The following is a 12159-nucleotide window of genomic DNA, read 5'->3' as shown; positions in this document are numbered from 1 at the left end:
GCAGCATTCTTGGTTTTGTCATGACGCGCTACATATTCTCCACGGGCGGTGTTGTTTCTTCTTTGGGGAAAGGCATTGCCTCGGCTTCATTGGCGGCCATCCTGGAGGCGCGGGGGCTTAAAGTCACCATGCTTAAGCTGGATCCGTACATCAACGTTGACCCGGGCACGATGAGCCCGTTCCAGCACGGTGAAGTGTTCGTCACCCATGACGGTGCCGAGACTGACCTGGACCTGGGCCATTACGAGCGGTTCATCCGCACGACCATGACCCAGAACAACAACTTCACCACCGGCCGTGTCTACGAGCACGTGCTGCGCAAAGAGCGCCGTGGTGTCTACCTGGGTGCAACCATCCAGGTGATCCCGCACATCACCGACGAAATCAAGCGCCGCATCATCAAGGGGGCTGGCGATGCTGACGTGGCCATGGTCGAGATCGGTGGCACCGTGGGTGACATCGAGTCGCAACCGTTCCTCGAAGCCATTCGTCAATTGCGTTTCGAAGTCGGCGCCAAGCGCGCGATGCTGATGCACCTGACCTTGGTGCCGTACATCGCCACGGCCGGCGAGACCAAAACCAAGCCAACCCAGCACTCGGTAAAAGAGCTGCGTTCGATCGGCCTGCAGCCAGACGTGCTGGTGTGCCGTTCCGATCACCCGATCGACATCTCGTCGCGTCGCAAAATCGCTCAGTTCACCAACGTTGAAGAACGTGCGGTGATCGCGCTGGAAGACGCCGACACCATCTACAAGATCCCGGGCATCCTGCACTCGCAGGGTCTGGACGATTTCGTTGTCGAGCGTTTCGGCCTGCAATGCGGCAGTGCTGATCTGTCCGAGTGGGACGCAGTGGTTGACGCCAAGCTGAACCCGGAACACGAAGTCACCATCGCGATGGTCGGCAAGTACATGGAACTGCTGGACGCCTACAAATCGCTGATCGAAGCGATGAGTCACGCCGGCATCAGCAACCGCACCAAGGTCAACCTGCGCTACATCGACTCCGAAGACATCGAAAACCAGGGCACTGCGCTGCTCGAAGGTGTTGACGCGATTCTGGTGCCGGGTGGCTTCGGTCTGCGTGGCGTGGAAGGCAAGATCACCGCTGTTCAGTACGCTCGCGAAAACAAGGTTCCGTACCTGGGTATCTGCCTGGGTATGCAAGTGGCAGTCATCGAGTTCGCCCGTAACGTAATGGGCTGGAAAGACGCCAACTCCACCGAGTTCGATCGCGCCAGCGGTCACCCGGTCGTGGGCCTGATCACCGAGTGGGAAGATGCGACCGGTGCCGTTGAAGTGCGTACCGAAGCTTCCGACCTGGGCGGCACCATGCGTCTCGGCGCTCAGGATTGCCTGCTCGAAGCCGGCTCCAAAGTGCACGATTGCTACGGCAAGGACGTGATTGTCGAGCGTCACCGTCATCGTTACGAAGTGAACAACAACCTGCTGCCGCAAATCATCGAAGCCGGCCTGAAAATCTCCGGTCGTTCCGCTGATGCTGCGCTGGTTGAAGTGGTTGAAGCGCCGGATCATCCATGGTTCGTGGCTTGCCAGTTCCACCCTGAGTTCACCTCGACACCACGCGATGGCCATCCGCTGTTCAGCGGTTTTGTCAAAGCAGCGTTGGCTCAACACCAGAAGAAGGCGTAACCCCGATGGCACAGAAGATCATCCGCGTCGGCGACATCGAAATTGCCAACGACAAACCCATGGTGCTGTTCGGCGGCATGAACGTGCTGGAAAGCCGTGACATGGCCATGCAGGTTTGCGAAGAGTACGTGAAGGTCACCGAAAAGCTCGGCATCCCTTACGTGTTCAAGGCCAGCTTCGACAAAGCCAACCGTTCTTCTGTGGCCTCTTATCGCGGTCCTGGCCTGGAAGAGGGCATGCGCATCTTCCAGGACATCAAACAAGCCTTTGGCGTGCCGATCATCACCGACGTCCATGAGCCTGATCAGGCTCAGGTCGTTGCTGAAGTCTGCGACATCATCCAGTTGCCGGCCTTCCTGTCGCGCCAGACCGATCTGGTTGTCGCGATGGCCAGGACCAATGCCGTGATCAACATCAAGAAAGCCCAGTTCCTCGCCCCTCAGGAAATGAAACACATCCTGAACAAGTGCGTGGAAGCGGGTAACGACCAATTGATCCTCTGCGAGCGTGGTTCGAGCTTCGGCTACAACAACCTCGTGGTCGACATGCTCGGCTTCGGCATCATGAAGCAGTTCGAGTACCCGGTGTTCTTCGACGTGACTCACTCGCTGCAAATGCCTGGCGGTCGTTCCGACTCCGCCGGCGGTCGCCGCGCACAGGTTCTGGATCTGGCCAAGGCTGGCATGAGCCAGGGCTTGGCGGGTCTGTTCCTTGAGGCCCACCCGGACCCGGACAACGCCAAATGCGATGGCCCTTGCGCCTTGCGTCTGGACAAACTGGAGCCATTCCTGGCCCAGCTCAAAGCTTTGGACGAACTGGTGAAGAGTTTTCCGACGGTAGAAACCGCGTAAACCTCAATTCTCCGGTAAAGTACCGCACGATTTGTCGCTCATGCCCTCGGGCATGAGCGTTATCGTCTGCAAGACTGCCCGCTGCACACCCCTTGCCGACGGTAAAAAGATTTCCTCTAGCTGCGTCGTTTTCGTCAACTTTGGAGTGTTTACAACAATGGCAAAAATCGTCGACATCAAAGGTCGTGAAGTTCTCGACTCCCGTGGCAATCCCACAGTGGAATCGGACGTGCTTCTCGACAACGGCATCATCGGCAGCGCCTGCGCGCCATCCGGTGCATCCACTGGCTCGCGTGAAGCGCTCGAGCTGCGTGATGGCGACAAGAGCCGTTACCTGGGCAAGGGCGTGCTCAAAGCGGTAGCCAACATCAACGGTCCGATCCGCGATCTGCTGCTGGGCGCCGACCCAAGCGACCAGAAAGCCCTGGATCACGCGATGATCAAGCTCGACGGTACCGAAAACAAAGCGACCCTGGGCGCCAACGCCATCCTCGCCGTGTCCCTGGCTGCGGCCAAGGCTGCTGCACAGGATCAGGACCTGCCGCTGTACGCGCACATCGCCAACCTGAACGGCACTCCGGGTGTTTACTCGATGCCGGTGCCGATGATGAACATCATCAACGGCGGCGAGCACGCCGATAACAACGTCGACATCCAGGAATTCATGGTTCAGCCAGTCGGCGCCAAGTCTTTCTCGGAAGGTCTGCGCATGGGCACCGAGATTTTCCATCACCTCAAAGCTGTGCTGAAGGCTCGTGGCCTGAGCACCGCTGTTGGCGACGAAGGCGGTTTCGCACCGAACCTGGCGTCCAACGAAGACGCTTTGAAAGTGATCTCCGAAGCCGTAGCCAACGCCGGTTACAAGCTGGGCACCGACGTGACCCTGGCGCTGGACTGCGCGGCCAGCGAATTCTACGAAGACGGCAAGTACAACCTGTCCGGCGAAGGTCAGGTATTCACCGCTGAAGGTTTTGCCGATTACCTCAAAGGCCTGACCGAACGTTATCCGATCATCTCGATCGAAGACGGTCTGGACGAGTCCGACTGGGCTGGCTGGAAGATCCTCACCGACAAGATCGGCGAGAAGGTTCAACTGGTTGGCGACGACCTGTTTGTGACCAATACCAAGATCCTGAAAGAAGGCATCGATAAAAAGATCGCCAACTCGATCCTGATCAAGTTCAACCAGATCGGCACGCTGACCGAAACCCTGGAAGCCATCCAGATGGCCAAGGCTGCCGGTTACACCGCCGTGATCTCGCACCGCTCGGGCGAAACCGAAGATTCGACCATTGCCGACCTGGCTGTGGGCACCTCGGCTGGCCAGATCAAGACCGGTTCGCTGTGCCGTTCCGACCGCGTTTCCAAGTACAACCAACTGCTGCGTATCGAAGAGCAGTTGAATGGCAAAGCCAAGTACAACGGTCGTAGCGAGTTCCGCGGTTAAGCGCAAACTGATGGAAGGACACCGGATTGTGTCGGAAAAGTCGTGACAGCGATGGATTTGCCACTAATCTGATGCCTTGAAAGCACAAGCCTGGTTCTTCCAGGCTTCGTGCTATCAGACGTTTCAAATTTTGCATGGCTGTCTTTTTTCACTGGATACCTGATATTCGATGCGCAGTCCCTACTGGTTGTTTCTAGTGTTGCTCTTGCTACTGGCCGGTCTGCAGTACCGTCTGTGGGTGGGCGATGGCAGTCTGGCGCAGGTCGCCGAACTGAATCAGCAGATTGCTGATCAACACGCCGAGAACGAAGCCTTGCTGGAGCGCAACCGGGTGATGGACGCTGAGGTCAGTGAGCTGAAAAAAGGCATGGAGACCGTTGAGGAACGAGCTCGCCATGAACTGGGCATGGTCAAGGACGGCGAAACCCTTTATCAGTTGGCTCAATGAACGATTCGCTGCCGGCCTTCTGGGCCGTGATTCCTGCCGCGGGCGTGGGTGCCCGAATGGCCGCGGACCGTCCCAAGCAATACCTGCAACTGGACGGGCGCACAATTCTCGAACACAGCCTCGGCTGTTTCCTCGATCACCCGAGCCTCATGGGGTTGGTGGTCAGTCTTGCTGTTGATGATCCTTATTGGCCGAACCTTGCTTGCGTCAACGATCCGCGTATTCAGCGGGTAGACGGCGGGGCCGAACGTTCTGGCTCGGTGCTCAATGCCTTGCTGCATCTGAATGCGCAGGGTGCCGACGATGACGATTGGGTGCTGGTGCACGATGCGGCACGACCTAACCTGAGCCGTGATGACCTCGACAAGTTGCTTGCCGAACTGGCCACTGACCCGGTGGGCGGTTTGCTGGCGGTGCCTGCGCGCGACACGCTCAAACGGGTCGACAAGCATGGTCGTGTTGTCGAAACCGTTGATCGCAGTGTGATCTGGCAGGCTTATACGCCACAGATGTTTCGCCTTGGTGCGCTGCACCGAGCGTTGGCGGACAGTCTGGTCGCGCAGGCAGTGATTACCGATGAGGCCTCGGCGATGGAGTGGGCTGGTCTGGCGCCGCGTCTGATCGAGGGGCGTGCGGATAACCTCAAAGTGACCCGGCCGGAAGATCTGGAGTGGCTGCGTCAGCGTTGGGCCAATCGCCGCTGAATCCCGGTCGCATAAACAACCCATCCCTCAGTTGCGATACTCAGGCCGCTCGGCCAACCCTTCCTTCAAGAAATCCACCAGTTTTCGCACTTTCGGCGACAGGTGCCGCTGCTGCGGATACAGCGCCCACACCGCGGTATTCGGCGGTTGATGGGCCTCCAGCAACGAAATCAACGCGCCGCTGTGCAGGTGCTCCAGCACGTAATAGTCCGGCAACTGACACAGACCGACCCCTTGCAGCGCCGCATCCAGCACCGCTTGCCCACTGTTGCAGCGCCAGTTTCCCTGCACCCGTTGGGAAAATTCTCGCCCGTTCTGTTCCAGTTGCCAGATATCCGAGCTGCCGATCAGGCAATTGTGCCGGCTCAGTTCCGACAAACTGTGTGGGCGGCCATACCTTTCCAGGTAGGACGGCGACGCACACAGATACATGCGCCGTGGCGCCAAGCGAGCAGCGACCAGTCGCGAGTCCTGCAACCGGCCCAGGCGAATCGCCAGATCCAAACCCTCATGCACCAAATCGAGTTGACGGTTGCTCAGTTCGATGTCGACGCGCAGTTGCGGGTAATGCCCCATGAATCGCGTCACCAGCGGCACGATAAAACGTTCGCCGTACGCCACGGCACAGGTCATGCGTAGCATGCCTTTGGGTTCGCTGGTCAGATCGCCGACCGCGCGCAGAGCTTCTTCTCGCCCGTCCTGCAAGCGTTGGCAATGTTGCAGAAAGGTTTGGCCGGCCTCGGTCAGTGCCACTCGACGAGTGCTGCGGTAGAGCAAGCGTGTCTGTAAACGCTCTTCCAGTCGTACGATTTGTCGACTGATGTGTGAGGAAGAAACACCAAGGCGTTCGGCAGCGGCGGTGAATTGGCTGCATTCGGCAACGGCGACGAATTCATCGATGCCTTCCCAGCGGTTGTCGGTCATCAGGATTATCCCTGTGTGGCAATAATGTTTTGCTTTTGTTCGGATTATTCATCAGTTGGCGCTGAACTACACTGCGTGTCTCGTTTTTATTCACTGGAGAGTCAGCATGATCAAGTCGCGCGCCGCCGTTGCCTTCGAGGCCAAGAAGCCGCTGGAAATCGTAGAAGTCGATGTCGCCATGCCCAAGGCGGGTGAAGTGTTGCTGCGCGTGGTGGCTTCCGGTGTTTGCCACACTGACGCTTACACGTTGTCCGGCGCTGACCCGGAAGGCATCTTTCCATCGATCCTCGGCCACGAAGGCGGCGCCATCGTTGAAGCTATCGGCGAAGGTGTCACCTCGGTTGCCGTTGGCGATCATGTGATCCCGCTGTACACCCCGGAATGCGGCCAGTGCAAATTCTGCAAGTCGGGCAAGACCAACCTGTGTCAGGCGATTCGTGCCACCCAGGGCAAAGGTTTGATGCCGGACGGCACTTCGCGCTTTTCCTACAAAGGCGAAACGATTTTCCACTACATGGGGACTTCGACCTTTTCCGAATACACCGTGTTGCCGGAAATCTCCGTGGCCAAGATCGCCAAGGACGCGCCATTGGAGAAGGTTTGCCTGCTGGGCTGTGGCGTCACCACCGGTATCGGCGCCGTAATCAACACCGCCAAGGTCAAGCCGGGTGACACCGTAGCGATCTTCGGTCTCGGCGGCATTGGCCTGTCGGCGGTCATCGGCGCCGTGAAGGCCAAGGCTTCGCGCATCATCGCCATCGATATCAACCCGGCCAAGTTCGAGATCGCCAAACAGTTGGGTGCCACCGATTGCGTTAACCCGAAAGACTTCGATCGTCCGATCCAGGAGGTGATCGTCGACATGACCGACGGCGGTGTCGACTTTTCTTTCGAATGTATCGGTAACGTGCAATTGATGCGCGCAGCGCTGGAATGCTGCCACAAGGGTTGGGGTGAGTCGGTGATCATCGGCGTGGCCGGTGCGGGCCAGGAAATCTCCACTCGTCCATTCCAACTGGTGACCGGGCGCGTCTGGCGCGGTTCGGCGTTCGGTGGCGTGCGTGGTCGCACCGAGCTGCCAAGCTACGTCGACATGGCCCAAAGCGGTGAAATTCCACTGGATACGTTCATCACCCACACCATGGGCCTGGAAGACATCAAAAAGGCATTCGACCTGATGCACGAAGGCAAGAGCATTCGTACCGTCATTCATTTCTGATCAATCGCGACGTCATGGCTGCAAGTCTTGAAGGCTTGCAGCTTCGGCCGCGTAGGAGTCTTTACATGAGTCTGGAAAATATCTCCTGTCAGAAAAGTTTTGGTGGATGGCACAAGCGCTATCGCCATCGCTCGGATGTGCTCGGCTGCGACATGGTATTTGCCGTGTACTTGCCGCCACAGGCGGAGCAGGGCGGCAAGTTACCGGTGCTGTACTGGCTATCGGGCCTGACCTGTACCGATGAAAACTTCATGCAGAAAGCCGGCGCCATGCGCATGGCCGCCGAGCTCGGCTTGATCATCGTGGCGCCGGACACCAGTCCGCGTGGCCCTGATGTGCCGGGCGATCCTGAAGGTGCGTGGGACTTCGGCCTCGGTGCCGGATTTTATCTCAATGCCACGCAGGAACCGTGGTCGAGGCACTATCGGATGCATGACTATGTCGTGCAGGAATTGCCTTCACTGGTTGAAGCGCATTTTCCGGCCTCCGATAAGCGCAGCATCAGCGGCCACTCCATGGGCGGTCACGGCGCGCTCGTATGTGCGTTGCGTAATCCCGGGCGTTACCAATCGGTGTCGGCCTTTTCGCCGATCAATAACCCGATGGATTGCCCGTGGGGGCAGAAGGCGTTTTCGCGCTATTTGGGTGAAGACCGTTCGAAGTGGAAAGAATGGGATGCCTGCGCGCTGATCGCCGAAACCAACGAAAAGCTGCCGCTGCTGGTTGATCAAGGTGATCGGGATGACTTCCTGGCCACCCAGCTTAAACCCGAAGCCCTGCAACAAACGGCAAAACAAGCGAACCATCCGCTGACGTTGCGCCTGCAACCGGGCTACGACCACAGTTATTTCTTCATCTCAAGCTTCATAGACGACCACTTGCAGCATCACGCACGCGCTCTGCGCGGTTAATGCAGGTAGAATCACGCCCTGACAAAAATCGGGGCGTTTTTTTATGCGTATTGGCCACGGCTATGATGTGCACCGTTTCGCTGAAGGCGATTTCATTACTCTGGGCGGCGTGCAGATTGCACACGGCTTCGGGCTGCTCGCTCATTCTGACGGTGACGTCCTGCTGCACGCCTTGAGCGATGCCTTGCTCGGCGCAGCTGCGCTGGGTGATATCGGCAAACACTTTCCGGACACCGACCCGCAGTTCAAGGGCGCCGACAGTCGCGCATTGCTGCGTCATGTGGTCGGGCTGATCCACGCCAAAGGCTGGAAAGTCGGCAATGTCGACAACACCATCGTCGCCCAGGCGCCGAAAATGGCCCCGCATATCGAATCGATGCGCGCGCTGATCGCTGCGGATCTACAAGTTGAGTTGGATCAAGTGAACGTGAAAGCTACCACCACCGAAAAGCTTGGCTTTGTCGGTCGCGAAGAAGGCATCGCCGTGCACTCCGTTGCCTTGTTGCTGCGCGCATGAATGAACTGCAATTGCTCGGCCCGCGGGCCTATGGCGAACCCCTCGGCACTGCGGTACTGAAAGCCATCGCGGAAGATTTTCAGGTCGATGAAGTGCTCGACATCCCGTTCAGCGGCGATGGCGAACACTTGTGGATCTGGGTCGAAAAACGGGGTCTGAACACTGAAGAGGCCGCGCGGCGTATCGCCAAGGCTGCCGGCGTCCCGTTGCGCACCGTCAGTTACGCCGGGCTCAAGGATCGGCAGGCGCTGACCCGTCAGTGGTTCAGCGTGCAACTGCCGGGCAAGGCTGACCCGGATCTGTCGGCGGCGGAAAACGACACACTGAAAATCCTCAAGACCACCCGCCATAAGCGCAAGCTGCAACGTGGTGCGCATTCGGCCAACGGCTTTACCTTGCGCCTGACCCAGTTCGCCGGCGACAAGGCGGCGATCGAGCGGCGTCTGCAGTTGATCGCCAAACAAGGCATTCCCAATTATTTCGGCGCCCAGCGTTTCGGCCATGACGGTGGCAACATCGTCGATGCGCGTGCATGGGCTGCGCGCAAGGCCTTGCCAGAGCAGCGCAATGTGCGTTCGCGCCTGCTGTCGACGGCGCGCAGTTTTCTGTTCAATCAGGTGCTGGCGGCGCGGGTCGCTGATGGCACCTGGCAGCGCGCGCTGGTCGGCGATCTGTTGGCGTTCACCGATAGCCGCAGCTTTTTCCCGGCCGGTGAAGCCGAGTGCAGCGATCCGCGTCTGGCGATTCTCGATCTGCACCCGACCGGCCCGCAGTGGGGCGAAGGTGACGCTCCGACCGCTGGCGCTGTCCATGATCTGGAACAGGGGATTGCCGCCCGTGAAGCAGAACTGCGTGACTGGTTGATTCACGCCGGCATGAGCCACGAACGTCGCATCCTGCGACTGCCCATTGGCGGGTTGACGTGGCATTATCCCCAGCCTGACATTCTGCAACTGGAATTCGTCCTCCCGGCCGGATGCTTCGCCACCGTATTGGTGCGCGAGCTTGTTGATCTGGTGCCGGTGGGGCAGACGGACAGCCCATGCGTATTCTGATTTCTAACGACGATGGGGTAACCGCACCCGGTCTCGCCGCGCTTTATGCTGCGCTGGCGGATTACACCGAATGCGTGGTTATCGCCCCGGAGCAGGACAAAAGCGGCGCCAGCAGTTCGCTGACGCTCGACCGTCCATTGCATCCGCAATATCTGGCCAATGGCTTCATCAGCCTCAATGGCACACCGACCGACTGCGTGCACCTGGGCCTCAATGGTTTGCTGGAGCGCGAACCGGATATGGTGGTTTCCGGTATCAACCTCGGCGCCAATCTCGGCGATGACGTGTTGTATTCCGGGACAGTGGCGGCAGCCCTTGAAGGCCGGTTTCTCGAGCGCCCTTCGTTCGCCTTTTCGCTGGTCTCACGTCAGGTGGATAATCTTCCTGCGGCGGCCTACTTTGCGCGCAAGCTGGTCGAGGCCCATGCCGGGCTCGATCTGCCGCCGCGCACGGTGCTCAACGTGAACATTCCCAATCTGCCGATTGATCATATTCGCGGCATTCAGTTGACCCGACTCGGTCATCGCGCTCGGGCGGCGGCGCCAATGAAAGTGGTCGATCCGCGCGGCAAGTCTGGTTACTGGATTGCCGCCGCCGGCGATGCTGAAGACGGCGGCCCCGGGACTGATTTCCATGCCGTGATGCAGGGCTATGTTTCGATTACTCCGTTGCAGCTTGATCGCACCTTCAACGATGCCTTCAGAGGGCTCGACGGCTGGCTGGAGGGGCTGCGCTGATGGCTCGTGAACACGAAGACAGAATGCGTAGCGGCATCGGCATGACTTCCCAGCGAACGCGCGAGCGTCTGATTCAGCGTTTGTACGAAGAGGGTGTGTCCAACACTCAGGTACTGGAAGTGATCCGGCGCACGCCGCGTCACCTGTTCGTCGACGAAGCGCTGGCGCACCGCGCTTATGAAGACACGGCGTTGCCGATCGGCCACAACCAGACCATCTCCCAGCCTTATATGGTGGCGCGCATGAGCGAGTTGCTACTGGAGGCCGGGCCGCTGGACAAGGTGTTGGAGATTGGTACCGGCTCCGGTTACCAGACCGCCGTGTTGTCGCAACTGGTGGAGCGGGTCTTCTCGGTTGAGCGCATCAAGGTTTTGCAGGATCGCGCCAAGGAACGTCTGGTCGAACTGAACTTGCGCAACGTGGTGTTCCGTTGGGGCGATGGTTGGGAAGGCTGGCCGGCACTGGCGCCGTACAACGGTATTATCGTCACTGCCGTGGCCACCGACGTGCCGCAAGCGTTGCTCGATCAGTTGGCTCCGGGCGGGCGCCTGGTGATCCCGGTAGGCTCGGGTGAAGAACAGCAACTGATGCTGATCGTGCGCGAAGAGCACGGCTTTTCCCGACACGTTTTGGGCGCTGTGCGATTCGTGCCTTTGCTCAATGGGCCGCTGGCCTGAGCATATATTCAAAGGCGCTGAATTCCTTTCGTTCGCTTTGGTCTTACTTCGGTGGCGAGGGTTTAAACGCAGCAGGTTGTCAGCTTGCAAACGTGTGCGCGAAGCCATTTCGCAACATTAAAGGTAAAGCTGATTCGGCCCGTTATACTGGCGACACTTCATGCCGAAAGCCGGCATTTCAAATTTTTCAGCCACCACAAAGGGAGCGGCGGGTGAGTCTCACAGTCATTGCGCAGCGTATGGTTAACACGAGCTTTCAGCGCCTGGTGACTGGCCTTGTCTTGAGCACCTTGTTAGTGGGTTGCTCCAGCACCAAATCGAGCAATGTTCGAGTCGTTGATCGCAACGCGGTCGCTCAGCGTCCTACAGTGACAACTGGGCAGTATGTAGTCCGAAAGGGGGACACCTTGTTCTCCATCGCGTTTCGCTACGGCTGGGACTACAAAGCCCTCGCGGCTCGGAACAATATTCCTACGCCGTACACGATCCACCCAGGTCAGACAATTCGCTTTGATGGCCGCACCGGTTCAACGTCCACGGCGGTGGTGAGCCGCTCCAGTTCTTCGCCTTCATCGTCGAGTAAAACCACGGTAATCCGGCGCCAGGCGAATGGCACGACAACCACTACAACCACCGGTTCTACGGGCGCTGTACCGTCCGTCGCCAGCAAGCCAGCGCCCGCTCCACTGCCTCCAGCGGGTCCGGCCCCTACCGGCTGGGGATGGCCATCTAATGGCATCCTGATCGGGAAATTCTCTTCAAACGGTAGTTTGAATAAAGGAATTGATATCGCCGGGGATTTGGGACAGCCTGTTTTAGCTGCGTCTGATGGGACGGTTGTATACGCCGGGAGTGGCTTAAGGGGCTACGGCGAATTGGTCATCATCAAACACAGCGAAACCTACGTAAGTGCTTACGGTCACAACCGTCGGCTGTTGGTTCGGGAGGGACAGCAGGTCAAGGTCGGACAGACAATTGCCGAAATGGGGTCAACGGGAACAGACCTGGTGAAACTGC

General features: G+C 58.7%; 13 protein-coding genes. 12 read left to right on the top strand and 1 reads right to left on the bottom strand.

Going from position 1 to position 12159, the window contains the following annotated elements; all coding sequences use genetic code 11:
* Nucleotides 1-20: 20 nt before the first annotated feature.
* The 5 genes from ACIOWA_RS23125 (at nucleotide 21) to ispD (ending at nucleotide 5102) form a co-directional block, all read left to right on the top strand.
* Nucleotides 21-1652 (top strand): CTP synthase, encoded by a 1632-nt coding sequence (locus tag ACIOWA_RS23125; protein WP_401162121.1) that lies wholly within the window; start codon nucleotides 21-23, stop codon nucleotides 1650-1652.
* Nucleotides 1653-1657: 5 nt separating this feature from the next.
* Nucleotides 1658-2503 (top strand): 3-deoxy-8-phosphooctulonate synthase, encoded by an 846-nt coding sequence (gene kdsA / locus ACIOWA_RS23120; RefSeq protein WP_339430557.1) that lies wholly within the window; start codon nucleotides 1658-1660, stop codon nucleotides 2501-2503.
* Nucleotides 2504-2660: 157 nt separating this feature from the next.
* On the top strand, nucleotides 2661-3950 hold the full coding sequence (eno, locus tag ACIOWA_RS23115; protein WP_401162108.1) for a phosphopyruvate hydratase: 1290 nt from the start codon (nucleotides 2661-2663) through the stop codon (nucleotides 3948-3950).
* Nucleotides 3951-4119: 169 nt separating this feature from the next.
* Entirely contained in the window at nucleotides 4120-4398 is a 279-nt protein-coding gene (ftsB, locus tag ACIOWA_RS23110; RefSeq protein WP_339430559.1) for a cell division protein FtsB, read from the top strand.
* On the top strand, nucleotides 4395-5102 hold the full coding sequence (gene ispD / locus ACIOWA_RS23105; protein ID WP_339464341.1) for a 2-C-methyl-D-erythritol 4-phosphate cytidylyltransferase: 708 nt from the start codon (nucleotides 4395-4397) through the stop codon (nucleotides 5100-5102). Before ftsB ends, ispD begins: the two co-directional genes overlap by 4 nt.
* 27 nt (nucleotides 5103-5129) lie before the next feature.
* Here ispD and ACIOWA_RS23100 read toward each other — a convergent pair whose 3' ends face one another.
* A complete protein-coding gene (locus ACIOWA_RS23100) occupies nucleotides 5130-6026 on the bottom strand; it encodes a LysR substrate-binding domain-containing protein (RefSeq protein WP_339430561.1) in 897 nt (298 codons plus the stop codon).
* Between the two features lie 106 nt (nucleotides 6027-6132).
* Between ACIOWA_RS23100 and ACIOWA_RS23095 the strand changes: the two genes are divergently transcribed.
* From ACIOWA_RS23095 to ACIOWA_RS23065, 7 genes are all read left to right on the top strand, one after another.
* On the top strand, nucleotides 6133-7245 hold the full coding sequence (locus ACIOWA_RS23095) for an S-(hydroxymethyl)glutathione dehydrogenase/class III alcohol dehydrogenase (protein ID WP_401162105.1): 1113 nt from the start codon (nucleotides 6133-6135) through the stop codon (nucleotides 7243-7245).
* Between the two features lie 65 nt (nucleotides 7246-7310).
* The gene (fghA, locus tag ACIOWA_RS23090) at nucleotides 7311-8156 is read left to right on the top strand and encodes an S-formylglutathione hydrolase (protein ID WP_339464342.1); all 846 of its coding nucleotides are present in this window, start codon (nucleotides 7311-7313) and stop codon (nucleotides 8154-8156) included.
* Between the two features lie 43 nt (nucleotides 8157-8199).
* Entirely contained in the window at nucleotides 8200-8673 is a 474-nt protein-coding gene (gene ispF / locus ACIOWA_RS23085) for a 2-C-methyl-D-erythritol 2,4-cyclodiphosphate synthase (RefSeq protein WP_221732463.1), read from the top strand.
* Nucleotides 8670-9728, top strand: a complete 1059-nt coding sequence (gene truD, locus ACIOWA_RS23080; protein WP_401162103.1) for a tRNA pseudouridine(13) synthase TruD — start codon at nucleotides 8670-8672, stop codon at nucleotides 9726-9728. Before ispF ends, truD begins: the two co-directional genes overlap by 4 nt.
* Nucleotides 9716-10465: a 5'/3'-nucleotidase SurE gene (surE, locus tag ACIOWA_RS23075; RefSeq protein ID WP_339430565.1), complete on the top strand. Its 750-nt coding sequence runs from the start codon at nucleotides 9716-9718 to the stop codon at nucleotides 10463-10465. The genes truD and surE overlap by 13 nt, the downstream gene beginning before the upstream one ends.
* A 41-nt stretch (nucleotides 10466-10506) precedes the next feature.
* Complete coding sequence (locus tag ACIOWA_RS23070) at nucleotides 10507-11142, top strand: protein-L-isoaspartate(D-aspartate) O-methyltransferase (protein WP_401162119.1); 636 nt, start codon at nucleotides 10507-10509, stop codon at nucleotides 11140-11142.
* Between the two features lie 212 nt (nucleotides 11143-11354).
* The coding region (locus tag ACIOWA_RS23065) for a peptidoglycan DD-metalloendopeptidase family protein (RefSeq protein ID WP_401162100.1) at nucleotides 11355-12159 on the top strand (805 nt) is incomplete at its 3' end.

This window comes from Pseudomonas sp. NPDC087614 (assembly GCF_044743485.1).
In the GTDB taxonomy this organism is placed as follows: domain Bacteria; phylum Pseudomonadota; class Gammaproteobacteria; order Pseudomonadales; family Pseudomonadaceae; genus Aquipseudomonas; species Aquipseudomonas baetica_A.
This window is presented reverse-complemented; position numbering and strand designations above follow the sequence as displayed.

Coding starts and splice junctions, on each gene's coding strand:
- truD (WP_401162103.1), top strand. CDS start 8,670: ATGAATGAACTGCAATTGCTCGGCCCGCGGGCCTATGGCGAACCCCTC.
- ftsB (WP_339430559.1), top strand. CDS start 4,120: ATGCGCAGTCCCTACTGGTTGTTTCTAGTGTTGCTCTTGCTACTGGCC.
- ACIOWA_RS23100 (WP_339430561.1), bottom strand. CDS start 6,026: ATGACCGACAACCGCTGGGAAGGCATCGATGAATTCGTCGCCGTTGCC.
- eno (WP_401162108.1), top strand. CDS start 2,661: ATGGCAAAAATCGTCGACATCAAAGGTCGTGAAGTTCTCGACTCCCGT.
- fghA (WP_339464342.1), top strand. CDS start 7,311: ATGAGTCTGGAAAATATCTCCTGTCAGAAAAGTTTTGGTGGATGGCAC.
- ispD (WP_339464341.1), top strand. CDS start 4,395: ATGAACGATTCGCTGCCGGCCTTCTGGGCCGTGATTCCTGCCGCGGGC.
- ispF (WP_221732463.1), top strand. CDS start 8,200: ATGCGTATTGGCCACGGCTATGATGTGCACCGTTTCGCTGAAGGCGAT.
- ACIOWA_RS23095 (WP_401162105.1), top strand. CDS start 6,133: ATGATCAAGTCGCGCGCCGCCGTTGCCTTCGAGGCCAAGAAGCCGCTG.
- ACIOWA_RS23070 (WP_401162119.1), top strand. CDS start 10,507: ATGACTTCCCAGCGAACGCGCGAGCGTCTGATTCAGCGTTTGTACGAA.
- surE (WP_339430565.1), top strand. CDS start 9,716: ATGCGTATTCTGATTTCTAACGACGATGGGGTAACCGCACCCGGTCTC.
- ACIOWA_RS23125 (WP_401162121.1), top strand. CDS start 21: ATGACGCGCTACATATTCTCCACGGGCGGTGTTGTTTCTTCTTTGGGG.
- kdsA (WP_339430557.1), top strand. CDS start 1,658: ATGGCACAGAAGATCATCCGCGTCGGCGACATCGAAATTGCCAACGAC.